20 protein-coding genes, 1 tRNA gene and 1 pseudogene are annotated in these 22,161 nt (G+C 66.5%); 13 read left to right on the top strand and 9 right to left on the bottom strand.

Annotated features, from left to right (window positions below; translation table 11 throughout):
• Positions 1-48 precede the first annotated feature (48 nt).
• From PQB87_RS15030 to PQB87_RS15020, 3 genes are all read left to right on the top strand, one after another.
• Positions 49-1,521 carry an amidase gene (locus PQB87_RS15030; RefSeq protein WP_301860917.1) on the top strand — a complete coding sequence of 491 codons (1,473 nt, stop codon included), beginning with the start codon at positions 49-51 and terminating at the stop codon, positions 1,519-1,521.
• 116 nt (positions 1,522-1,637) lie between these two features.
• Positions 1,638-2,840: a porin gene (locus PQB87_RS15025; protein WP_489242321.1), complete on the top strand. Its 1,203-nt coding sequence runs from the start codon at positions 1,638-1,640 to the stop codon at positions 2,838-2,840.
• A 138-nt stretch (positions 2,841-2,978) separates the two neighbouring features.
• Positions 2,979-3,263, top strand: a complete 285-nt coding sequence (locus PQB87_RS15020) for a PAAR domain-containing protein (RefSeq protein WP_059688793.1) — start codon at positions 2,979-2,981, stop codon at positions 3,261-3,263.
• Between the two features lie 58 nt (positions 3,264-3,321).
• Here PQB87_RS15020 and PQB87_RS15015 read toward each other — a convergent pair whose 3' ends face one another.
• A complete protein-coding gene (locus tag PQB87_RS15015) occupies positions 3,322-3,633 on the bottom strand; it encodes a cupin domain-containing protein (protein ID WP_489242319.1) in 312 nt (103 codons plus the stop codon).
• A gap of 67 nt (positions 3,634-3,700) precedes the next feature.
• Positions 3,701-4,384: a DJ-1/PfpI family protein gene (locus tag PQB87_RS15010; protein WP_111938848.1), complete on the bottom strand. Its 684-nt coding sequence runs from the start codon at positions 4,382-4,384 to the stop codon at positions 3,701-3,703.
• A gap of 117 nt (positions 4,385-4,501) precedes the next feature.
• Here PQB87_RS15010 and PQB87_RS15005 point away from each other — a divergent pair, with 117 nt between their 5' ends.
• Both PQB87_RS15005 and PQB87_RS15000 read left to right on the top strand, forming a co-directional pair.
• Positions 4,502-5,473, top strand: coding sequence for a GlxA family transcriptional regulator (locus PQB87_RS15005; RefSeq protein ID WP_059485393.1), 972 nt, complete (start codon positions 4,502-4,504; stop codon positions 5,471-5,473).
• Positions 5,474-5,654: 181 nt separating this feature from the next.
• Complete coding sequence (locus PQB87_RS15000; RefSeq protein ID WP_027789208.1) at positions 5,655-6,629, top strand: LysR family transcriptional regulator; 975 nt, start codon at positions 5,655-5,657, stop codon at positions 6,627-6,629.
• Positions 6,630-6,714: 85 nt separating this feature from the next.
• On the opposite strand, the gene PQB87_RS14995 is transcribed toward PQB87_RS15000, so the two are convergent.
• The 7 genes and pseudogenes from PQB87_RS14995 to PQB87_RS14965 all read right to left on the bottom strand — a co-directional run bounded on the left by PQB87_RS14995 (position 6,715) and on the right by PQB87_RS14965 (position 15,503).
• The gene (locus tag PQB87_RS14995) at positions 6,715-8,907 is read right to left on the bottom strand and encodes a WD40 repeat domain-containing protein (RefSeq protein ID WP_489242316.1); all 2,193 of its coding nucleotides are present in this window, start codon (positions 8,905-8,907) and stop codon (positions 6,715-6,717) included.
• 275 nt (positions 8,908-9,182) lie between these two features.
• The gene (locus PQB87_RS14990; protein ID WP_489242314.1) at positions 9,183-10,433 is read right to left on the bottom strand and encodes an IS256 family transposase; all 1,251 of its coding nucleotides are present in this window, start codon (positions 10,431-10,433) and stop codon (positions 9,183-9,185) included.
• 44 nt (positions 10,434-10,477) lie between these two features.
• Positions 10,478-10,995, bottom strand: a pseudogene (locus tag PQB87_RS14985) (transposase family protein); the annotation flags it as partial.
• A 98-nt stretch (positions 10,996-11,093) separates the two neighbouring features.
• A tRNA-Met gene (locus PQB87_RS14980) sits at positions 11,094-11,170 on the bottom strand.
• Between the two features lie 155 nt (positions 11,171-11,325).
• On the bottom strand, positions 11,326-12,984 hold the full coding sequence (locus tag PQB87_RS14975) for an MFS transporter (RefSeq protein WP_059688797.1): 1,659 nt from the start codon (positions 12,982-12,984) through the stop codon (positions 11,326-11,328).
• A 225-nt stretch (positions 12,985-13,209) separates the two neighbouring features.
• Positions 13,210-14,757 carry a sensor histidine kinase gene (locus PQB87_RS14970; protein ID WP_059688798.1) on the bottom strand — a complete coding sequence of 516 codons (1,548 nt, stop codon included), beginning with the start codon at positions 14,755-14,757 and terminating at the stop codon, positions 13,210-13,212.
• A gap of 17 nt (positions 14,758-14,774) precedes the next feature.
• Positions 14,775-15,503, bottom strand: a complete 729-nt coding sequence (locus PQB87_RS14965; protein ID WP_059485396.1) for a response regulator transcription factor — start codon at positions 15,501-15,503, stop codon at positions 14,775-14,777.
• Between PQB87_RS14965 and PQB87_RS14960 the strand changes: the two genes are divergently transcribed.
• From PQB87_RS14960 to PQB87_RS14925, 8 genes are all read left to right on the top strand, one after another.
• A complete protein-coding gene (locus tag PQB87_RS14960; RefSeq protein ID WP_153488778.1) occupies positions 15,502-15,642 on the top strand; it encodes a hypothetical protein in 141 nt (46 codons plus the stop codon). The genes PQB87_RS14965 and PQB87_RS14960 overlap by 2 nt on opposite strands.
• Before the next feature lie 50 nt (positions 15,643-15,692).
• Entirely contained in the window at positions 15,693-16,763 is a 1,071-nt protein-coding gene (recA, locus tag PQB87_RS14955) for a recombinase RecA (protein ID WP_021160193.1), read from the top strand.
• Positions 16,763-17,632, top strand: a complete 870-nt coding sequence (gene recX, locus PQB87_RS14950; RefSeq protein WP_489242310.1) for a recombination regulator RecX — start codon at positions 16,763-16,765, stop codon at positions 17,630-17,632. The genes recA and recX overlap by 1 nt, the downstream gene beginning before the upstream one ends.
• Before the next feature lie 146 nt (positions 17,633-17,778).
• Positions 17,779-18,387: a DUF2889 domain-containing protein gene (locus PQB87_RS14945; RefSeq protein ID WP_042975512.1), complete on the top strand. Its 609-nt coding sequence runs from the start codon at positions 17,779-17,781 to the stop codon at positions 18,385-18,387.
• Positions 18,388-18,455: 68 nt separating this feature from the next.
• Positions 18,456-19,622 carry an ADP-forming succinate--CoA ligase subunit beta gene (sucC, locus tag PQB87_RS14940; protein WP_006477915.1) on the top strand — a complete coding sequence of 389 codons (1,167 nt, stop codon included), beginning with the start codon at positions 18,456-18,458 and terminating at the stop codon, positions 19,620-19,622.
• 64 nt (positions 19,623-19,686) lie between these two features.
• A complete protein-coding gene (sucD, locus tag PQB87_RS14935) occupies positions 19,687-20,568 on the top strand; it encodes a succinate--CoA ligase subunit alpha (protein ID WP_006477916.1) in 882 nt (293 codons plus the stop codon).
• Between the two features lie 161 nt (positions 20,569-20,729).
• Complete coding sequence (locus PQB87_RS14930; protein WP_059688801.1) at positions 20,730-21,434, top strand: TerC family protein; 705 nt, start codon at positions 20,730-20,732, stop codon at positions 21,432-21,434.
• Between the two features lie 97 nt (positions 21,435-21,531).
• Positions 21,532-22,128, top strand: coding sequence for a pilin (locus PQB87_RS14925; RefSeq protein ID WP_027789216.1), 597 nt, complete (start codon positions 21,532-21,534; stop codon positions 22,126-22,128).
• The last annotated feature ends 33 nt before the right edge of the window (positions 22,129-22,161 follow it).

Raw genomic sequence — 22,161 nt, 5'->3', positions numbered from 1 at the left:
TCCTTCCCGCTTTATTTCCCGCTTTCTTCCTTCTTCGCCCCGAACCGTATGACCGCCACCGTTTCGCTATCGTCCCCGCCCGCCGACGTGATGGCCGGCGACCTGTGCGACCTGTCCGCCCGCACGATGCTCGACCTGCTGAAGACACGGCAGATCAGCGCGTGCGACCTGCTCGATGCGCATCTCGCGCGGATCGCGACGGTCAACCCGCGCGTGAATGCGCTCGTGACCGTCGTCGATCCCGACGTGCTGCGCGCCCGTGCGCGCGACATCGACGCCCGCTGGATGCGCGGCGAATGGCAGGGGCCGCTGCACGGGCTGCCGGTATCGCAGAAGGATCTCACCGCGACGCGCGGCGTGCGCACGACCTACGGTTCGCCGTTGTTCGCCGATCACGTGCCGCTGCATGACGCGCTCGTCGTGCGCCGCTGCGCGAGCGCCGGTGCGCTGATGATCGGCAAGTCGAACACGCCCGAATTCGGCGCCGGGTCGCATACGTTCAACGACGTGTTCGGCGCGACGCGCAACCCGTGGGACCTGACGCGTTCCGCGGGCGGCAGCAGCGGCGGCGCGGCGGCCGCGCTCGCGTGCGGGATGAATCCGCTCGCGTGCGGCAGCGACATGGGCGGTTCGCTGCGCAACCCGGCCGCGTGGAACAACGTCGTCGGATTGCGGCCGTCGCCGGGCCGCGTGCCGCGCGCGCCCGACCTGAACGGCTGGGCGACGCTCGGCGTCGACGGGCCGATGGCGCGCGACGTGGCCGATACCGCGTTGCTGCTGTCGGCGATCGCCGGGCCGGGCGGCGAGACCGCGACCGAACTCGCGGACCCGGGCGCACGCTTCGCGCAGCCGCTCGAACGCGACTTCCGCGGCACGCGCATCGCGATGTCGCGCGGCCTGCCCGGCGTGCCGGTCGATCCCGAGATCGCGCGGGCGGTCGATGCGCAGGCGCGTGTGTTCGCGGCGCTCGGTTGCGAAGTCGAATTCGACGATCCCGATCTGTCGGACGCCGAGGACGTGTTCCGCATCGAGCGCGCATGGATGATCGGCACGCTGGTCGACGGGTTCGACGATGCGCAACGTGCGGCGCTGAAGCCCGAGATTCACGATGAATACCGGCTGCATCGGTCGCTGACGGCCGCCGATCTCGGCCGCATGTTCGTGCGCAAGACGCGGCTGTTCGAGCGGATGCGCGCGTTCATGCAGCGCTACGCGTTCTACGTGCTGCCGACGACACAGGTGATGCCGTTCGACGTCGGCCTGCGCTCGCCTGCGCACGTGCAGGGGGCCGCGAGCACGTCGTACATCGACTGGATGCGCGTGTGCTGGTACCTGTCGTCGACCGAGGCGCCGATCCTGTCGGTGCCGTGCGGCTTCGGCGCGACCGGTTTGCCGATCGGCATGCAGATCGTCGGCCGCTATCGCGACGACTGGGGCGTGCTGCAGTTCGGTCACGCGTACGAAGCCGCGGCCGGCCGCCGCCGGGCCCCGCCGGCGGTCGTCGCCGACGCGATGCGCTAGCCGTCCTCCCCGATTTACCCCTGACCGTTCCGGTTTGCTCCGGAGCAGGCCGCGCGCCTGCGGGGGACGCGCACGCCTGCGTTTTGCCATTCGACCCGCGCAATGGAGACCTTCCGATGAAAAAACGGCTGTTGGCAGGCGCGGGCGTCGCGCTGATCTCGGGTGCGGCGCACGCACAGAGCAGCGTGACGCTGTACGGCATTATCGACGAAGGGCTGACCTACACGAGCAACGTTGCGGTCGCCGGCCCGAACGGCACCGTGAGCGGCAAGCCGGCGTGGCGGATGCTCGGCGGCGTGCAGCAGGCGAGCCGCTGGGGGCTGCGCGGCGTCGAGGATCTCGGCGGCGGGCTGGCGGCCGTCTTCACGCTCGAGAACGGCTTCGACCCGAGCACCGGCAAGCTCGGGCAGGGCGGGCTGATCTTCGGCAAGAAGGCGTTCGTCGGGCTGTCGGGGCCGTTCGGCACCGTCACGCTCGGGCGCCAGTACGACACCAACGTCGACTTCCTCGGGCCGCTCGAGGCCGCCGCGCTGTTCGGCGGCTACATGGTTGCGCACCCCGGTGATCTCGACAACGTGAACAACGCGAACTCGACCAACAACGCGATCAAGTTCACCAGCAACGACTACGGCGGATTGCGCTTCGCGGCCATGTATGGCGTGGGCGGCATCGCGGGCGCGGCGACGCGCAACCAGGTGTGGTCGATGACGGCCGGCTACACGCGCGGGCCGCTCGTGGTCGCGGCCGGCTACCTGAATGCGCGCAACCCGAACGTGTCGTTCTTCGGCACGACCGGCAGCCCCGCGCCGGTGGTCGGCGGCGTGCCGGGCAACAACATGCTGTCGCCCGTGTATTCCGGTTATGCGTCGGCGCGCACGCTGCAGGTCGCGGCGGCGGGCGGCACCTACGCGATCGGCGCGGTGACGCTCGGCGCGATGTATACGAACACGTCGTTCCGCGGGCTCGGCGACCTGTCTTCCGGGCCGAACCCCGGCGGCGTGTCCGGCAACGCGGTGTTCAACAACGTCGAGGCCAGCGTGCGCTACCAGTTCACGCCCTACCTGTTCGGCGGCGTCGCGTACGACTACACGCGCGGCGGCGGCGTGAACGGCCGCGACGGCGCGACGTACCACCAGGTGGCGGCCGGGCTCGACTATTTCCTGTCGAAGCGCACCGACGTGTATGCGACCGCCGTCTTTCAGCGCGCATCGGGCACCGATTCGACGGGGCACGCGGCGGTTGCCGCGATCAACGGCCCCGGCGCGTCCGCGAACGACCGCCAGTTCGAGGCGCGGATCGGCATCCGGCACAAGTTCTAACGGATGCGGCGATCGGCAGGCGGCGGCCGCGAGCGGTGATATGCTCGCGGCACGCCCGCGATCGACGGGTGGATTCCGATTGCCCGCGTGCGGCCGTGATGCTGCGCTGCACGGCATTTCCGAGGGAAGAACCGACACATGAGCCGCAAATTCATTCTGAAGGGCGACACGACCGACCACGGCGGTGTCGTGCTCGACGGGATCGCCAATTCGTCGTTCGACGGACGCGAACTCGCCTATCTCGGCGGGTCCGTGTTCTGCGCCGCCTGCAAGTCGCCCGGCGTGATCGTGTCCGACGGCGGCGAGCGGACGATGACCGTGATGGGCAAGGTCGTCGCGCTCGAACACGACCTGTGCCAGTGCCAGTGCACGCCGCAGCCGAAGCTGATCGCGTCGCAGGCCACCGGGACGATCTCCGGATGAAACCCGCCGCGCGGATGCGGTCGGCATCCACGTGGCCCCGGCGCACGGCCAACGGCCGTCAGGCGCTGCCTTCGGTTTCGATCACGAGGATGCGTGCTTCGCCGAGCGGATGCGCGACATGCTCGGTGCCGGCCGTCGCGTGGAACACGTCACCCGTTTCGAGCACCGTCGCGTGCTCGACGCCTGCTTCCCGATAACGCATCTCGACGCGACCGTCGAGCACCGCGAACACTTCCTCGCCGTCGTTCAAGTGCCATCGATACGGCTGGTCGGTCCAGTGCAGGCGAACCGTGATGCCGCCCAGGTTCGCGATGTCGAGCGCGCCCCACGCACGGTCCGCGGTGAACGCGGCGCTGCGGACGATGTTCATCGATATGTTCTCCGGCGCGAGTGCGCGTCGTCTTTCTGTCATCGAGGCAATTTCCCCGTACCCGCATTCAGCGCGACACCGCGCGCAGCGCCTGTTCGATCGTCGCCTTGCGCTTCGCGAAACTGGCCGCCGAACGTTCGGTGACGCGCTTCACGACGGCTGCCGGCGCGGTGTCCGGCGAACCGGCGTCGAACGGCGGTGCGGGCGCGTATTCGAGTTGCAGCTGGATCGCCTGCGCTTCCTCGTCGCCGGCCAGTTCCGCGGCGATCGTCAACGCGAAGTCGATGCCGGCCGTGACGCCGCCGCCCGTGATCAGGTTGCCGTCGCGCACCACGCGCTCGCGCACCGGCACCGCGCCGAGCGGTTCGAGCAGCGTGTGGAATGCCCAGTGCGTCGTCGCGCGCCGGCCGCGCAGCAGGCCGGCCACGCCGAGCAGCAGCGCGCCCGTGCAGACCGACGTCACGTAGCGCGCGGTGGCCGCGCGCTGCTGCACGAAGGCGATCGTTTCGGCATCGAGCAGCAGTTCGTTGATCCCGATGCCGCCCGGAATGCAGATCACGTCGAGCGGCGGGCAATCGTCGAACGTGCAGGTCGGCGCGAGCGCGAGCCCGCTGCTCGACGCGACGGTGTCGCGCGACTTCCAGACCAGGTGGACGGCCGCGTCGGGCAGTGATGCGAGCACGTCGTGCGGGCCGGTGAGATCGAGTTGCTGGACGCCCGGGAACACGAGAAAGCCGATATGCAGGGTCATGCGAAGACTCCGGTTGGAAGGGGGGCGCACCGTTGCCGGCGCGGGATGGACAGATCGATTCTAGGCGCGTAGTGTTTGGCGAAATTGCCATATCACCCACGTTTTCAGCCAATCGCCATGCCTGCCGCCCCGCGTTCGATCCTGGTCCTCGCGTTCCCTCGTGCCCAGCTGCTCGACGTGTCGGGGCCGCTGCAGGTGTTTGCGTCCGTCAACGAGCTCGCGCTGGAGCGCGGCCAGCCGGCGCCCTACGCGCCGCGTGTCGTCGCGGCCGAGGCGGGGCCCGTCGAGACGTCGTCGGGTCTCGTCGTGATGGCCGAGTCGCTGCGCTCGGCCGCACGCCATCCCGATACGCTGATCGTCGCCGGCGGCAAGGGCGTGCATGCGGCATCCCGGGACGCGCGGCTGGTGCGCTGGGTGCGGCAGCAGGCGGCGCGCACGCGGCGCGTGGCGTCCGTCTGCACCGGCGCATTCCTGCTCGCCGAGGCCGGCCTGCTCGACGGGCGCCGTGCGGTCACGCACTGGGCGCGCTGCGACGAGTTCGCGGCGCGCTATCCGAACGTGCGCGTCGAATCCGATCCGATCTTCATTCGCGAAGGCGCGTTGTGGACCTCGGCCGGCGTGACGGCCGGCATCGATCTCGCGCTTGCGCTGGTCGAGGAGGACCTGGGGCGGGCGACCGCGCTCGACGTCGCGCGCGAACTCGTCGTGTTCCTGAAGCGCCCGGGCGGACAGGCTCAGTTCAGCACGATGCTGTCGATGCAGCGCACCGACGACCGGTTCGGCGAACTGCATGCGTGGATGGCGGAGCACCTGACGGCCGACCTGTCGGTGCCCGCGCTGGCCGAGCGCGCAAGCATGAGCGAGCGCAGCTTCGTGCGCCACTACCGCGCGGGCACCGGCCGCACCCCCGCGCGCGCGGTCGAGCAGCTCCGCGTCGAGGCCGCGCAGCGCCTGCTCGGCGAAACGGCATGGCCCGTCAAGCGGATCGCCGCGCGTTGCGGCTTCGGCTCCGAGGAGACGCTGCGACGCTGTTTCGTGCGGGTGCTCGGCGTGTCGCCGCAAGGCTATCGCGAGCGATTCGTGCGATAACGCACGGCGTGCGGCTGCGCTCGGGGCCGGAACGATCGCCGAGTGCGACTGAACGAAAATCGATCGATTTCCAGTCCGAAACGCAGAAACTATTCAGGATCAGAGAACAATGGACGGGGGCTTGTGCCGTGCCCGTCGCGCGCTCTATTCTGTTCCGTTGGCGATTCGAAGGGGGAGCGGCATGGACCGAATCCAGGCAATGGAAGTTTTTACCCGTGTGGTCGACGCGAACAGCTTCACACGCGCGGCCGACACGCTCGCGATGCCGCGCGCGTCGGTGACGACCATCATTCAGAACCTCGAGGCGCTGCTGGGCGTGCGCCTGATGCACCGGACGACACGCAGGCTGTCGCTCACGCCGGAAGGTGCGGCGTACTACGAGCATTGCACGAAGATCATCTCGGAGATCGCGGAGGCCGACGCGAGTTTCCAGACGGGCAACCGCAAGCCGAGCGGCGTGCTGCGTGTCCACATGCCGAGTTCGCTCGGGCGGCGCATCGTGCTGCCGTCGCTGTCGATTTTCCGGCAGCGCTACCCCGACATCACGCTCGAACTGGGGCTCTCCGACCGCTACGTGGATCCGGTCGAGGAGGGCATCGACTGCATGATCCGGGTCGGGCCGCTCGAGGATTCGTCGATGGTCGCGCGGCGGATCGGGATGCTGAAGCGCGTGACCTGCGCGTCGCCCGATTACCTCGCGCGTCACGGCGAGCCGCACGAGATTGCCGATCTCGCCGACCATCACGCGGTGAATTTCCGTGCGAGCCACGGCGCGCGTGCGATTCCGTGGGTGTTCATGATCGACGGCAAGCCGTTCGAGGTGCGGATGAACGGCAGCGTCACGGTCAACGATTCGGATGCCTATGTGACGTGCGGGCTCGAAGGGTTCGGGATGATCCAGCCGACGCTGTTCATGGTGCTGCCGAACCTGCTCGACGGCTCGCTGGTCGAGGTGCTGCCTGACTGCAATCCGAAGCCGAAGCCGATTTCGATCGTCTATCCGCACAACCGGCACCTGTCGCAGAAGGTGCGTGTGTTCGCCGACTGGGTCGCGGAGGTGTTCGAGGCGACGCCGTCGCTGGAAGGCGGGGAGAACTGGCGCGGGCGGGTGGGAGCGCAGGCGGCGAAGCTGCAGCGCGGGGCGGTGGCGGCGTGAGGCGCCGGGGCGCGGCCGGGGTGGCCGTGCCGCCGGTCACCGCGGTGTTGGCGTCCCGGAAAAGCCGCGTGTCGATGCCACGGTTTCAGTTGCGGGATTGATCCGGAACAGCGCCTTGCCCCGCGCGATCGCGCAGTGCGGCGGGCAATTTCCACAGCATCAGTTCGCGCGTGCCGATTGCCCACAGCGCAGAACCGTCCCACGAAAAGGCCAGCGCCTGGATCTCGCTGTTTTTGGGTAGCGACGATGCGTCGAGCTGTACGGGCGTGCGGCCCTGTGCGACATCCCAGAGTGCCACGCGATGTTTCCAGCCGCCCGCTTTGCAGGTCGTACCCATCGCAAGGAAGCGACCGTTTGCCGAACGGGCGGCGGCCTTGAAGGTGTCGGCAGCGCCCAGCAGGGCCGACAGTACGTGCCCGTTCTTGAGATCCACCACGTGCATGCCGGCGAAGCGCGCCCGTTTCGGGCCCGGGTCCTTCACGGGAGGTGGCGTGCTGCCGTCGTCGTCGAGCAACAGCGCGAAGCCTGTCGCGATCCATTGACCCTGCGGCGAGCCGAGCGGCTTGGGCACCCATTGCGCGACGCCGGCGGCGCTGAAGGAATCCGGTGTGCCGATGCGCCGGGGCAACGCGATCGTACGCAGCGTGCGGCCGGTGCGGGCGTCCAGCTCGGCGAGCCCTTGCGCATCCTCCGTCCAGTAGCTCCCGGAAGGCCGCCAGCGTACCGGCCAGATCAGCGCATTGCTGCCGTTGCTGATCTCGTCCATCAGCGACTGGCGTACCGACGACAGCGTCGTGACGAACGGCCATGGATCGTCGTTGCCCGGCGGCGGTGACGCCGGGCGCTGCACGGTCAGGAACTCGGAGCCGACCGGATTCGTGTCCTTCTCGCCATGCCGGAGGTCATGCCAGAAATTGGCCGGCAGATCGTCATCGAGAATCCAGGACATATCGCTCATCTGATGGTCTCGCCAATCGGTCTCGCTCGGCCAGACGACTTCATGACGATCGACCTTGCTGCTCGCGATGTCGTATCGGTACAGGCATGGCTTGCTCTTGGCGTCGGGCTGGCCGTCGAACCAGACGGCGCTGCCGTCGCCGTTGATCATCATCTGTCGCGGCCCCTCCTTGCCGTGCCAGATTTCGTCCGCCTGCAACGCGCCGTTGGCCGCGCGCAGCCGCCACACGTACTCGTTCCAGCCGCGGTTGTCGGCCACCTGGGCGCTGAACAGCAGGCTGCCATCCGGCAGGCCGAGGATGTCGTGCGGGTACAGCAACGTGCGTTGCGACGGGTCGGTCACGAACGTGTCCCAGCGGATGATCGACGGCTTGATTACCGGGGCGCTCGGGTCCGGCGCCACCGGCTTGATGGCGGGGGGCGGCATCGACGGTGCCGAGGGCAACTGCCATGCAGCGGGCGACGTGGCGATTTCCAGCGTGGCCGGCAGTGCGGACAACGCGTCGGTCAATGCCGTGAACACGTCGGCCGGGACGACGGAGATGCCGGTCCTGCTGGATTGCGTCCGGTTGCCGCTGAACACGTCCAGGTCCTGGAGTGTCAATGCTTTCCACAGGCTGTAGTCGGGGTTGGGCCGGGAGTCGATGCGACCGAACTGAACGACCGTCGCCGGATGCCCGAATATGGCGCTCGTGTCCTGCACCCTGACGGACAGCGCGCTCCGGTACTGGCCGGTGATGCCGTCGCTGTGATCCTGACGGGCCTCCCAGAACGCGTAGGTGGGTTGCAGCGCGGGCAGGCCGGAGCCGCGGAACAGCCGGTCGACGCGGGCCCGAGCCTGATCCATGCGCCAGTCCAGTTCCTGACGGGTGATTGCGCCTTGTTGCAGCGCCTGCTGCAGTTTCGGCAGGGTCGCATGGTCGGCGATGGCTGCGCGCAGGTCCGGCCGGCGCGACAACAGGACATGGCTCCAGGGGGCCGGCATATTCTGCAACTGCCAGCTATTGGCACTGGCCTTGACCGGGCTCGTCCGTTGCAGCACGCGCTCCACCAGCGGCTGCACCTGATCATAGGGAGCGGAGACCAGCAGGAACACGGCTCCTGCATAAGCTTGCCGGTTCTTGCCATTGTCCCAGATCAGCACCTGTTCGCCTCGACGGGCGGCTACTTCGTAATCGTCATCGTGCCCGGTGTCGTGCAGTTGCTCGAATCTCCAATGCAGGCCGTCGACGGTGGTGTCTGGCAGCGGGTCGGCCCGGCAGGCGAGCGGGATTGCGATGCCGATCAGAATCGACAGGAAGCATGCGAGGCGTTTTCTCATTGACGTTATGCCCGGATGCAGCGGGAATTTGGACGTACCGATTCTAAGCGCGGTGTCGTGTGCGTACTGCGGTGTGCCGGGCGGCATTGCGCGGGGTATCGATTTTTGCGCCGTTCGGTATCACCGCGTACAGGCGTCGATGATGCCTTGCTTGAGATTGATGCGAAATTTGTTCAGGTCGCCGGGTGCTGAGCGCAGCTTGAAGAGATTGAGGGCGACCCGGAGATACCAGATGCGGGGGTGTCAGGATTTCCGTGTTCAAGGCGGGTTGAGATTCACACGGATGGTCGAACGAATCGATCCTCGTAAAGGATGGCGAACTGGTTCATAGCCGCCTTCCAGTCATGAGCAGCACGCCCCCAATCGGCGGTGATGTTGCGCAGTGCCAGCCAGATGAGCTTGGTGGCAGCCTCATCGGTCGGGAAGTGTCCTCGAGTCTTGATGATCTTGCGCAGCTGCGAGTTGATGTTCTCGATGGCGTTCGTAGTGTATATAACCTTGCGAACCGCCGGCGGAAACGCGAAGAACGGAATCACACGATCCCAGGCGTTGCGCCATGCCGCACTGACTGTCGGGAATTTCTGGCCCCATGGCCCTGCGGCAAAGGCGTCGAGTTCTGCCTGAGCCGCCTCCGCACTCGGTGCGCAGTAGATTGGGCGAATCACTGCGGCTAATCCTCGACGGTCTTTCCAGCTGGCGTAATCGAGGCTGTTGCGGATCAGGTGAACGATGCAGGTCTGCAGCGTGGTCGCCGGAAACACGGCAGCCAGCGCCTCGGGCATGCCTTTGAGGCCGTCGGTCACGGCGATTAGGATGTCGTGAACGCCACGTGTCTTGAGATCGTTGAACACCTTCATCCAGAACTTGGCGCCTTCGGTGCCTTCGATCCACAAGCCTAGAATATCGCGCGTGCCGTCGGGCAGAACGCCCAGCGCAAGGTAGATCGCCTTGTTGCGCACCACGGCGTCTTCGCGAATCTTGACCCGCAGCGCGTCAAAGAACACCACCGGATACATCGGCTCGAGCGGCCGCGCTTGCCAGGCGGTCACTTCGGCCATGACCTCGTCGGTGACCGAGCTGATGAAATCGGGCGAAACCTCGGTACCGTATTGCTCTTGCAAAAATCCCTGAATCTCACGCACGGTCATGCCCCGGGCGTACATGGCGACGATCTTGTCGTCGAAGCCCGTGAAGCGTCGTTCGTGTTTGGGAATCAGCAGCGGTTCGAAGCTGCCGTCGCGGTCACGAGGCACCTCGATACGGATCGGGCCGTCCTCGGTCAGCACCGTCTTGGCGCCCGTGCCATTGCGCTGATTGGTTACGGCGCTCGGCTTGGCCGCGCCAGGCGGGTAGCCCAGATGATGACTCATCTCACCGCCCAGTGCTCGCTCGATCAGCGCCTTCTTGAGGGCCATCGTTGCGGCGTTGATCGCTTCGGCCGTCATCGGACCGCTGCCGAATTGCTCAAGCAACGCGGCGGGAATCGCCGGCAGGTCTATCGGTTTGGCTTTCGGTTTGCGAGGCATATAGTCTCCTTCGGAGCATCATATGCCTTGAACACGAAATTGCTGACAGGCCCGACGAGGGCGGTCACGGCCACAGCCTCCGAATCGCGATGCTTCTCGAACCGGCAACGCTTGTAATACGCTTGCCGGCTGATGCCCATATAGCGGCAGGCCCGCTCGACGCTCAGCTTTTCGATCCGCTTTTGCGCGACGACCTGCCCGAAGGCTTTTTTACGGTGATCCCGTAATCCTTGCGCATCACGTCGAGCACGGCCTCGAACAGCGCAGCCTTCTCCTGCGCTTCGCGCAATTGCGTTTCCAGTTCCTTGATGCGCTGCTCGGGCGTGGGCGGCTTCGATCCTTGCTTCGGCATGGTGGAGTCCGATGAGGCACGACCGGATGGATCGGCCCAATCCTGCAAGCCGTGCTTGCGTAACCATACCAGCACGGTCGAGCGACCCTGGATGCCGTAGCGTCGCTGCGCCTCTTTGTACGTCAGCTCGCCTTTTTCGACCTGCGCCACGACCGACAGCTTAAAAGCCAGACTGTAGTCTTGCTGCGTCCGCTTGATCCCTTGCTCCACTTGCCACATCTTCGATTCGTCGAAAAAGTGTCAACCTATTGCAGGACGGGTCAGAGCAAAGAAAAAGGGCTCAGCTTGCGCTGAGCCCTTTCTACATTTGGTGGCGAATCAGGGACTCGAACCCCGGACCTGCGGATTATGATTCCGTCGCTCTAACCGACTGAGCTAATTCGCCGAAGACTTGAATTATGTAGATCGACGCTCGGGCTGTCAACACCTTTTTTCATCTTCCGCGAAAAAAGTTGCCGGCGGCCCGTGCCGGCCTCGCCGTGGGGCGGGTTGTCGTTCGCCGGAACCCGCGTCCGGGAAACGACAACCCGCCCTTCACCCTCAATCCTGCGCGTAGATGTTCGAGTCCTTCGTCTCCTTGACGAACAGCAGGCCGATCACGAACGTGGCCAGCGCGATCACGATCGGATACCAGAGACCCGAGTAGATGTCGCCCTTCGCCGCGACGATCGCGAACGCGGTGGCCGGCAGGAAGCCGCCGAACCAGCCGTTGCCGATGTGATAGGGCAGCGACATCGACGTGTAGCGGATCCGCGTCGGGAACATCTCGACCAGCATTGCGGCGATCGGGCCGTAGACCATCGTCACGTAGATCACGAGGATCGTCAGGATCACGATCGTCATCGGCCAGTTGAGCTGCGCCGGGTCCGCCTTGGCCGGGTAGCCGGCCGCCTTCAGCGTCGACGCGAGCGTCTTGTCGAACGCCGCGCCCTGCGCCTTCGCGTCGGTCGCCTTGCCTTCGTAGGCCGGGATCACCGTGTCGCCCACCTTGATCTCGGCCGTTGCGCCGGCCGGTGCCGCGACGTTCTCGTAGTTCAGGCCGGCCTTCGCGAGCGCGCTCTTCGCGATGTCGCACGAGTTCGTGAACTTCGACGTACCCACCGGGTTGAACTGGAACGAACAGGCGGCCGGATCGGCGATGACCGTGATCGGCGCCTTCTGCGTGGCGATCTCGAGTTGCGGGTTCGCGTAGTGCGTGAGCGCCTTGAACAGCGGGAAGTAGGTCAGTGCCGCGATCAGGCAGCCCGCGAGGATGATCGGCTTGCGGCCGATCTTGTCCGACAGCGAACCGAAGAACAGGAAGAACGGCGTGCCGATCAGCAGCGCGATCGCGATCAGGATGTTCGCGCTCGCCCCGTCCACCTTCAGCGTCTGCGTGAGGAAGAACAGCGCGTAGAACTGGCCCGTGTACCACACGACGGCCTGGCCGGCGGTCAGGCCGACGAGCGCGAGGATCACGATCTTCAGGTTCTTCCACTGGCCGAACGCTTCGGTCAGCGGCGCCTTCGACGTCTTGCCTTCCGCCTTGATACGCAGGAACACCGGCGATTCGTTCAACTGCATCCGGATCCACACCGACACCGCGAGCAGCAGGATCGACGCGACGAACGGCACGCGCCAGCCCCAGCTGCCGAACGCTTCCTCGCCGATGAAGGTGCGCACGCCGAGGATCACGAGCAGCGACAGGAACAGGCCGAGCGTGGCGGTCGTCTGGATCCACGCGGTGTAGAAGCCGCGACGGTTGGCCGGCGCGTGCTCGGCGACGTAGGTCGCCGCGCCGCCGTACTCGCCGCCGAGCGCAAGACCCTGCAACAGCCGCATCGCGATGAAGATCACGGGCGCGGCGATGCCGATCGACGCGTAGCCGGGCAGGAAGCCGACCACGAAGGTCGAGATGCCCATGATCACGATCGTCACGAGGAACGTGTGCTTGCGGCCGACGAGGTCGCCGAGGCGGCCGAACACGATCGCGCCGAACGGCCGCACCGCGAAGCCGGCCGCGAAGCCGAGCAGCGTGAAGATGAAGGCGGCGGTCGGGTTGACGCCGGAGAAGAAGCTCTTGCTGATGTAGGCCGCGAGCGAGCCGGCCAGGTAAAAGTCGTACCACTCGAACACGGTGCCGAGCGACGACGCGAAGATCACCTTCTTCTCTTCGCCCGTCATCGGCGAGTGCGAAATTTGCCCGCCTAACGTTGCCATGAGTCGTCTCCAAGTCCCTTTGTAGGTGTGCGGCCGCCTTGGGTGGGGCGGGCCTGTTGACGATTATTGGTAGGGAAACTTACGGCGGACTGACTCGCGTGTGCAAAGCGGGTGCGCGTTAACTTTCGTCTAATTTTCGGCTTTGAGTGCCTATCGCTCTTTTAACGTCGCCAAAATCGTCGATTTTGACGTAATCGAGGCGGGCCGCGGCGGCGCGCGTCAGGGTTAATCCGGGGCGGCTTCGGTCAGCGGCAGGCTGACGCGCACGAGCGTGCCGGCGAGGCGCGGGGCGTGCTGGTAGACGTGATCGTCGAGCGTCAGCGTGCCGCCGTGCTGCGTGGCGATCTCGCGCACGATCGCGAGCCCGAGGCCGCTGCCGTCGCCTTCGCGGCCGAGGATCCGGTAGAAGCGCTCGACGACGCGCTCGCGTTCGGCGGCCGGGATGCCCGGCCCGGTGTCCTCGACTTCGAGATGCACGAACCGCGCGGCGGGCTCGGCGCGCACGCGCACCGTGATGCGGCCGCCTTCCGGCGTGTAGCGGATCGCGTTGTCGATCAGGTTGCCGAGCATCTCGCGCAGCATCACCGGGTTGCCGTCGACGTCGAGCGGCGTGTCGTCCGGCGGGCCTTCGTAGCCGAGATCCATGCGTTTCGCGAGCGCGGCCTGCACCCAGTCGCGCACCGCGCGCCGCGCGAGCGAGGCGATCTCGACCGGCTCGAACGTCAGCCCGCTCGCGCGGTTCTCGGCGCGCGCGAGCGCGAGCAGTTGCGTGACGAGCCGCGCGGCCTGCTCGGAGCTCGTCGCGATCTGTTCGAGCGAGCGCTGCACGTCGGGCGGCACGGGGTGGCGCAGCGCGAACTCGGCCTGCGTGCGCAGGCCCGCGAGCGGCGTCTTCATCTGGTGGGCGGCGTCGGCGATGAAGCGCTTTTGCAGCGCCATGTTCTGTTCGAGACGGGCGAGCAGGTCGTTGAACGACGTGACGAGCGGCTCGATCTCGGGCGGCGCGCGCTGCGCCTCGACCGGCGACAGGTCGTCGGGCCGCCGCGCGCGGATGTGCGCCTGCAGTGCGTTGAGCGGCGCGAGCCCGCGCGACAGCCCGAACCAGACCAGCAGGATCGCGAGCGGCAGGATCACGAACTGCGGCAGGATCACGCCCTTGATGATGTCGTTCGCGAGCGCGTTGCGCTTGTCCAGCGTTTCGCCGACCTGCACGAGCACGGGCTGTGTGCTGTCCGATTGCGGCAGCGCGACCGTCGTATACGCGACGCGCACGTCGTTGCCGCGCAGCAGGTCGTCGCGGAACATGACGACGCCCGGCGGCGGGCGGTCCTCGTCGCGCGGCAGCGGCATGTCGGCTTCGCCCGCGACCAGTTCGCCGCGGGTGCCGAGCACCTGGAAATAGACGCTGTCGACGTTGTCCGCGCGCAGGAAGTCGCGCGTCTGCTGCGGCAGCGTCAGCTCGGCGACGCCGTTTACCGGATGGATCTGCCGCGCGAGCACGTACGCGTTGGTCTCGAGCGCGCGATCGAACGGGCCGTTCGCGATCGTCTTCGCGACGAGGTAGGTGACGGCGATGCTCATCGGCCACAGCAGCAGCAGCGGCGCGAGCATCCAGTCGAGGATCTCGCCGAACAGCGAGCGCGGGCGCGGCGCCTCGGGCGCATCGGTTTCGTCGGGCGGCGCGAACGGGTTCTCGTAGCGCGCGTCGCGCGCCTCGTCGGCGGCCGACGACGGCGCGCCGGTCGGGTGGCGGGTAGGGGCCGGCGTGGCCATCGCGGCAACGCCCGGGGTCAGCGCAGCGGCGTGCCGGCCACCGCGGGCTGGGGCGCGGCCGAGTCGGCGGGCGCGGCGGGCGCGGCCTTCTCGAGGCAGTAGCCGAGGCCGCGCACGGTCGAGATCCGTACGCCGCTGGGTTCGATCTTCTTGCGCAGCCGGTGCACGTAGACTTCGATCGCGTTGTTGCTGACTTCCTCGCCCCATTCGCACAGATGGTCGACGAGCTGCTCCTTCGACACGAGCCGGCCGATCCGCTGCAGCAGCACCTCGAGCAGGCCGAGCTCGCGCGCGGAGAGGTCGAGCACGCGATCGTTCGCGTACGCGATGCGGCCGACCTGGTCGAACGCGAGCGAGCCGTGGCGCACGACGGTCGGGCCGCCGCCCGCACCGCGCCGGGTCAGCGCGCGCACGCGCGCCTCGAGCTCGTTGAGCGCGAACGGCTTGGCCATGTAGTCGTCGGCGCCGAGGTCGAGCCCCTTCACGCGCTCGTCGACGCTGTCGGCGGCCGTCAGGATCAGCACGGGGAGGTTGGAATTGCGGGCGCGCAGGCGCTTGAGCACGTCGAGCCCGGACATTTTCGGGAGCCCGAGGTCGAGGATCAGCAGGTCGAACGTCTGCATCGACAGTGCCGTATCGGCATCGACGCCGCTCTTCACGTGGTCGACCGCATAGCCCGATTGGCGGAGTGACCGGGTGAGGCCGTCCGCGAGTATGCTGTCGTCTTCCGCGATGAGAATTCGCATGGTGCTGACCGATGGCCGGCAGGGCGTTCGCGCCGGCCGGCTGTCTCCGAAGTTATTCGTGTACAACGCAGCCTGCATTGCGGGCTTGCACAAAACACTGTTTTTTTATACAGTGTCTGCATTCGTGGGCGGCGCTTGAAAGCGGGCGCGCCTCTGACAGACGCTGCTCATCATAGCAAAGGACGATTCATGGAAGATAGCAAGAAGGGCTCCGGGATGACCGCCGAGAAGAGCAAGGCGCTGGCCGCCGCGCTTGCCCAGATCGAGAAGCAGTTCGGCAAGGGCTCGATCATGCGCATGGGCGACGGCGAGGCGGCGGAAGATATCCAGGTCGTCTCCACGGGTTCGCTGGGCCTCGACATCGCGCTTGGCGTCGGCGGCCTGCCGCGCGGCCGGGTGGTCGAGATCTACGGCCCGGAATCGTCCGGTAAAACCACGCTCACGCTGCAGGTCATCGCCGAGCTGCAGAAGCTGGGCGGCACCGCAGCGTTCATCGACGCCGAGCACGCGCTCGACGTCCAGTACGCGTCGAAGCTCGGCGTGAATGTGCCGGAGCTGCTGATTTCGCAACCGGACACCGGCGAGCAGGCGCTGGAAATCACCGATGCGCTGGTGCGCTCGGGCTCGATCGACATGATCGTCATCGACTCGGTCGCGGCGCTCGTGCCGAAGGCCGAAATCGAAGGCGAGATGGGCGATTCGCTGCCGGGCCTGCAGGCCCGCCTGATGTCGCAGGCGCTGCGCAAGCTGACCGGCACGATCAAGCGCACGAACTGCCTGGTGATCTTCATCAACCAGATTCGTATGAAGATCGGCGTGATGTTCGGCAACCCGGAAACCACGACGGGCGGTAACGCGCTGAAGTTCTATGCGTCGGTGCGTCTCGACATCCGCCGGATCGGCTCGATCAAGAAGAACGACGAGGTGATCGGCAACGAAACCCGCGTGAAGGTCGTCAAGAACAAGGTGTCGCCGCCGTTCCGCGAAGCGATCTTCGATATCCTGTATGGCGAGGGCATTTCGCGTCAGGGCGAGATCATCGATCTCGGCGTGCAGGCGAAGATCGTCGACAAGGCAGGCGCCTGGTACAGCTACAACGGCGAGAAGATCGGCCAGGGCAAGGACAACGCGCGTGAATTCCTGCGCGAGAATCCGGAAATCGCGCGCGAGATCGAGAACCGCATCCGCGAATCGCTCGGCGTCGTCGCAATGCCCGATGGTGCAGGCAACGAAGCCGAGGCGGTGGACGAAGAAGAGTGATGGTCGGGCGCCGAGGTCAGGCTGGCGAGCCGGAGGAGAGCGACGCGCCCGAAGCGGCGGGTCGCCCCGGCCGGCGAGCCGGGTCCTCGAGCGCCGATCGGCGGATCGCGGGCAGCCATGCCGCGAACCGCACCGCGACGAGGGCATCCGACGATGCCCTCGTTTCGTTTGAGATTGCCGCACCGGACGATCCGTTCGACGACGATGAATCGTTCGACGCGCACGACCGCTCCCGTCGTCGCGTGTCCGGTGTCAGTTTCCCTGGCGATCGCGCATCCGATGCGTCGGCGCCTGCGACGGAAGATGTCTATACGCGCAGCAGCCAGCATCCGAGCCGCACACGCCGTGCGTCGGGCGGTGCTTCAAGCGCTGCTTCCGGCGACGATCCGGGTGCCGGCACGCGCAAGTCGTCGAAGCCGCCGCGTTCGTTGAAAGGCCGTGCGCTCGGCTATCTGTCGAGGCGCGAATACAGCCGCACGGAACTCGCGCGCAAGCTCGCGCCGTATGTCGGCGAAGACGAGTCCGTCGAGCCGGTGCTCGATGCGCTGGAGAAGGATGGCTGGCTGTCCGATGCGCGTTTTGCCGAGAGTCTCGTGCATCGCCGCGCGTCGCGTGTCGGCGTCGCGCGCATCGTCAGCGAGCTGAAGCGTCATGCGGTCGGCGATACGCTCGTCGAGGAGGTGAACGAGCAGCTTCGCGAGACCGAATGGGCACGTGCGCAGGCGGTCTGGCGCAAGAAATTCGGTGCACTGCCGCAAACGCCGGCCGAGCGGGCGAAGCAGGCGCGCTTTCTCGCGGCGCGGGGCTTCTCGAGCGCGACCATCGTGAAGTTGCTGAAGGTCGGCGACGATTTCCCGATCGACGACTGACCGTGCCGATCGCGCGCGTGGCGCGCGATTTTGCTGCAACGCAACTGCTTCCGGACAGGCGGGAATACCCGCCGTCGCGTCAAAGTGTCTCAAATACCCAATATGCTAAAATCCGTGGGTTTTCCTCTTCGGCCTCAACCTCCAGCATGCCGCTATCCGAGCCCGTGCCCCGTCAGTTGCGACATCGACGCGCAATCCGAGCGGAAGCTTACGAGCGCGGCGACGGCTTGTGGGACATCGAAGCCTGCCTGACCGACCACAAGCCGCGCGATGTCGCGCTTGCGTCGGGCATCCGGCCCCAGGGCCTGCCGATCCACGAACTCTGGCTGCGCGTGACTATCGATCGTGACCTCAATGTCGTCGACGCCGAAGCGTCTTCGGAATGGGTTCCCTATCCCGGTCACTGTCAATCCGCCCCTCCTGCCTATCGGGCCCTCATCGGGCTCAATCTCTTCCGCAATTTCCGCCGCAACGCGAACCGGCTGCTCGCCGGCGTCGCAGGCTGTTCCCATCTCACCGAACTGTGCGCCGTGCTGCCGACGGCAGCGATCCAGGCGTTCGCCGGTGACGTGTGGAACGTGCGCGAGGAGGGCGGCGAAGGGCCGGATCAGGGCGACGTGCACGCCGAACCGCCTTTCCAGCTCGGCCGCTGCCGTGCGTTGCGGTTCGACGGCGAGGTCGTGCGGCAGTATTACCCGCGGTGGTATGGCCCGCTTCGGCCGGATTTGCCCGGTGATGGCAGCACGAAGGAATGAACGGAAATCATTCGAAGAAGCGTCTAAAGCGACTTTTCATCCAACTCTCAGACTGAAGGGAATCACGCATGAAGATTCACGAGTACCAGGGTAAGGAAATCCTGCGGAAATTCGGAGTCGCGGTACCGCGCGGCAAGCCGGCGTTCTCGGTTGACGAGGCCGTCAAGGTGGCAGAAGAGCTCGGCGGCCCGGTATGGGTCGTGAAGGCTCAGATTCACGCGGGTGGCCGTGGCAAGGGCGGCGGCGTGAAGGTGGCGAAGTCGATCGAGCAGGTCCGCGAATACGCGAACCAGATCCTCGGCATGCAGCTCGTCACGCACCAGACCGGTCCGGAAGGCCAGAAGGTCAACCGTCTGATGATCGAAGAAGGCGCGGACATCAAGCAGGAACTGTATGTCAGCCTCGTCGTCGATCGCATCTCGCAAAAGATCGTCCTGATGGGTTCGAGCGAAGGCGGGATGGACATCGAAGAAGTTGCCGAAAAGCACCCGGAACTGATCCACAAGGTCATCGTCGAGCCGTCGACGGGCCTGCTCGACGCCCAGGCAGACGATCTGGCCGCGAAGATCGGCGTGCCGGCTGCTTCGATCCCGCAAGCGCGCGCGATCCTGCAAGGCCTGTACAAGGCATTCTGGGAAACCGACGCATCGCTGGCTGAAATCAACCCGCTGAACGTCTCCGGCGACGGCAAGGTCACCGCACTCGACGCGAAGTTCAACTTCGACTCGAACGCGCTGTTCCGCCACCCGGAAATCGTCGCGTACCGCGACCTGGACGAAGAAGATCCGGCTGAAATCGAAGCGTCGAAGTTCGACCTCGCGTACATCTCGCTCGACGGCAACATCGGCTGCCTCGTGAACGGCGCAGGCCTCGCGATGGCAACGATGGACACCATCAAGCTGTTCGGCGGCGAACCGGCGAACTTCCTGGACGTCGGCGGTGGCGCGACGACCGAGAAGGTCACGGAAGCGTTCAAGCTGATGCTGAAGAACCCGGACCTGAAGGCGATCCTCGTGAACATCTTCGGCGGCATCATGCGCTGCGACGTGATCGCGGAAGGCGTGATCGCCGGTTCGAAGGCCGTGAACCTGAACGTGCCGCTCGTCGTGCGCATGAAGGGCACGAACGAGGACCTCGGCAAGAAGATGCTGGCCGATTCGGGCCTGCCGATCATCTCGGCGGACAGCATGGAAGAAGCTGCGCAGAAGGTCGTCGCGGCTGCCGCAGGCAAGTAACGCTATCGAATACGCATGGCGGCGCGGCTTGCACGCGACGCCAATCGAACAGAGGTCAAAATACATGTCGATTCTGATCAACAAGGACACGAAGGTCATCACGCAGGGCATTACCGGCAAGACCGGTCAGTTCCATACGCGCGCCTGCCGTGAATACGCAAACGGCCGCGAAGCATTCGTCGCGGGCGTGAACCCGAAGAAGGCCGGCGAAGATTTCGAAGGCATTCCGATCTACGCGAGCGTCAAGGAAGCGAAGGCAGAAACCGGCGCGACCGTGTCGGTCATCTACGTTCCGCCGGCAGGCGCAGCTGCTGCGATCTGGGAAGCGGTCGAAGCCGACCTCGATCTCGCGATCTGCATCACGGAAGGCATTCCCGTGCGCGACATGATCGAAGTGAAGGACCGCATGCGTCGCGAAGGCCGCAAGACGCTGCTGCTCGGGCCGAACTGCCCGGGCACGATCACGCCGGACGAACTGAAGATCGGCATCATGCCGGGTCACATCCACCGCAAGGGCCGCATCGGCGTCGTGTCGCGTTCGGGCACGCTGACGTATGAAGCCGTTGCGCAGCTGACGGCACTGGGCCTCGGCCAGTCGTCGGCAGTCGGTATCGGCGGCGACCCGATCAACGGTCTGAAGCACATCGACGTGATGAAGATGTTCAACGACGATCCGGATACGGACGCAGTCGTGATGATCGGCGAAATCGGCGGTCCGGACGAAGCCAATGCCGCCGAGTGGATCAAGGACAACATGAAGAAGCCGGTCGTCGGCTTCATCGCTGGCGTCACGGCGCCTCCGGGCAAGCGCATGGGCCACGCCGGCGCGCTGATCTCGGGCGGTGCGGATACGGCCGAAGCGAAGCTGGAAATCATGGAAGCGTGCGGCATCACCGTCACGCGCAACCCGTCGGAAATGGGCCGTCTGCTGAAGAAGGCACTGTAATATTTCCCCTTGGGTTCGTCCTGCAAAAAACGCCGGCCTTGCCGGCGTTTTTTGTTATGCTCGCGCAATGAATTCGTAAGCACCCACCGGACATGCGTCGTGCATGTGCCGGCGATGAACCCGGCCGCCTGCCAGGCCGCCACTGTCCTGCACATCACCCCATGCTCGAATTCCTGACGTCGCTGCACTGGGGCGCCGTGCTCCAGATCGTCATCATCGATATCCTGCTCGGCGGCGACAACGCCGTCGTCATCGCGCTCGCCTGCCGCAACCTGCCCGCGAACCAGCGGCTGCGCGGTGTCATCTGGGGCACCGCGGGTGCGATCCTGCTGCGCGTCGCGCTGATCACGTTTGCGGTCGCGCTGCTCGACGTGCCGTTCCTGAAGTTCGGCGGCGGGTTGCTGCTGCTGTGGATCGGCATCAAGCTGATGGCGCCGGCCGCCGACGCGCACGACGACATCAAGCCGGCCAGCCGGCTGTGGGACGCCGTGAAGACGATCGTGATCGCCGACGCGGTAATGAGCCTCGACAACGTGATCGCGATCGCCGGCGCGGCCGAGCAGGCCGACCCGTCGCACCGGATCCCGCTCGTGATCTTCGGGCTCGTCGTCAGCGTGCCGATCATCGTGTGGGGCAGCACGCTGGTGCTGAAGCTGCTCGACCGTTTCCCGATCGTCGTGGCGCTCGGCGCCGGGCTGCTCGGCTGGATCGCGGGCGGCTTGATCGTGAACGACCCGGTCGGCGACCGCTGGCCGGTGCTCGATACGCAGCCGGTGCTCTACGGGGCGAGCATCGCGGGCGCGCTGTTCGTGGTGGCGATCGGTTACGCGCTCAGGCGGCGCAGCGGCGCACCGCGCGCACACTGACACTGGCCATCCGGCGGACTGCCGGATTCACGGCCTGCTGGCTACGATCGAGACGCCTGCCTTTAACGGCAGGCGTTTTTCGTTTCCGGAGCCTGCCATGTTCGAAGCCTTTTCCGTTTCCCTGTTCCGTCGTGTTGCCGCCGACCTGCGGCGCGCAAACCGGTCATCGCCGCGCTGGCGGCCGGCCGGCTTCACGCTGATCGAACTGATGATCGTGCTGGCGATCGTCGGCGTGATCGCCGCCTATGCGATTCCCGCGTACCAGGATTACCTTGCGCGCTCGCGTGTCGGCGAGGGGCTCGCGCTTGCGTCGTCCGCGCGGCTGGCCGTCGCCGACAACGCCGCGAGCGGCGCGGGCCTCGACGGCGGCTACAGCCCGCCGGCCGCGACCCGCAACGTCGAATCCGTCGCGATCGACGGCGAGACCGGCCAGATCACGGTCGCCTTCACCACGCGCGTCGCGGCGGCGGGCGCCAATACGCTGGTGCTCGTGCCGTCCGCGCCCGACAAGGCCGACGCGCCCACCGCACGCGTGCCGCTCAAAAAGGGCGCGATGCAGGCCGGCGCGATCGCGTGGGAGTGCTTCGCCGCCGGCAAGGACGCGTCGTCGCTGCCGGCGCCGGGGGCCGGGCCGTTGCCGGGCGATGCCGCGACGCTGCCTGCGAAATATGCGCCGGCGGAGTGCCGTGCGTAGTGCCGGCAGCGGAGCAGGGCGGCACGGGCAGCA

Source organism: Burkholderia sp. KL41 (assembly GCF_057005415.2).
The sequence above is the reverse complement of the archived record's forward strand: the minus strand, read 5'-3'. Positions and strand labels throughout refer to the sequence as shown.

Coding starts and splice junctions, on each gene's coding strand:
- PQB87_RS15030 (WP_301860917.1), top strand. CDS start 49: ATGACCGCCACCGTTTCGCTATCGTCCCCGCCCGCCGACGTGATGGCC.
- PQB87_RS15025 (WP_489242321.1), top strand. CDS start 1,638: ATGAAAAAACGGCTGTTGGCAGGCGCGGGCGTCGCGCTGATCTCGGGT.
- PQB87_RS15020 (WP_059688793.1), top strand. CDS start 2,979: ATGAGCCGCAAATTCATTCTGAAGGGCGACACGACCGACCACGGCGGT.
- PQB87_RS15015 (WP_489242319.1), bottom strand. CDS start 3,633: ATGAACATCGTCCGCAGCGCCGCGTTCACCGCGGACCGTGCGTGGGGC.
- PQB87_RS15010 (WP_111938848.1), bottom strand. CDS start 4,384: ATGACCCTGCATATCGGCTTTCTCGTGTTCCCGGGCGTCCAGCAACTC.
- PQB87_RS15005 (WP_059485393.1), top strand. CDS start 4,502: ATGCCTGCCGCCCCGCGTTCGATCCTGGTCCTCGCGTTCCCTCGTGCC.
- PQB87_RS15000 (WP_027789208.1), top strand. CDS start 5,655: ATGGACCGAATCCAGGCAATGGAAGTTTTTACCCGTGTGGTCGACGCG.
- PQB87_RS14995 (WP_489242316.1), bottom strand. CDS start 8,907: ATGAGAAAACGCCTCGCATGCTTCCTGTCGATTCTGATCGGCATCGCA.
- PQB87_RS14990 (WP_489242314.1), bottom strand. CDS start 10,433: ATGCCTCGCAAACCGAAAGCCAAACCGATAGACCTGCCGGCGATTCCC.
- PQB87_RS14975 (WP_059688797.1), bottom strand. CDS start 12,984: ATGGCAACGTTAGGCGGGCAAATTTCGCACTCGCCGATGACGGGCGAA.
- PQB87_RS14970 (WP_059688798.1), bottom strand. CDS start 14,757: ATGGCCACGCCGGCCCCTACCCGCCACCCGACCGGCGCGCCGTCGTCG.
- PQB87_RS14960 (WP_153488778.1), top strand. CDS start 15,502: ATGGTGCTGACCGATGGCCGGCAGGGCGTTCGCGCCGGCCGGCTGTCT.
- PQB87_RS14965 (WP_059485396.1), bottom strand. CDS start 15,503: ATGCGAATTCTCATCGCGGAAGACGACAGCATACTCGCGGACGGCCTC.
- recA (WP_021160193.1), top strand. CDS start 15,693: ATGGAAGATAGCAAGAAGGGCTCCGGGATGACCGCCGAGAAGAGCAAG.
- recX (WP_489242310.1), top strand. CDS start 16,763: ATGGTCGGGCGCCGAGGTCAGGCTGGCGAGCCGGAGGAGAGCGACGCG.
- PQB87_RS14945 (WP_042975512.1), top strand. CDS start 17,779: ATGCCGCTATCCGAGCCCGTGCCCCGTCAGTTGCGACATCGACGCGCA.
- sucC (WP_006477915.1), top strand. CDS start 18,456: ATGAAGATTCACGAGTACCAGGGTAAGGAAATCCTGCGGAAATTCGGA.
- sucD (WP_006477916.1), top strand. CDS start 19,687: ATGTCGATTCTGATCAACAAGGACACGAAGGTCATCACGCAGGGCATT.
- PQB87_RS14930 (WP_059688801.1), top strand. CDS start 20,730: ATGCTCGAATTCCTGACGTCGCTGCACTGGGGCGCCGTGCTCCAGATC.
- PQB87_RS14925 (WP_027789216.1), top strand. CDS start 21,532: ATGTTCGAAGCCTTTTCCGTTTCCCTGTTCCGTCGTGTTGCCGCCGAC.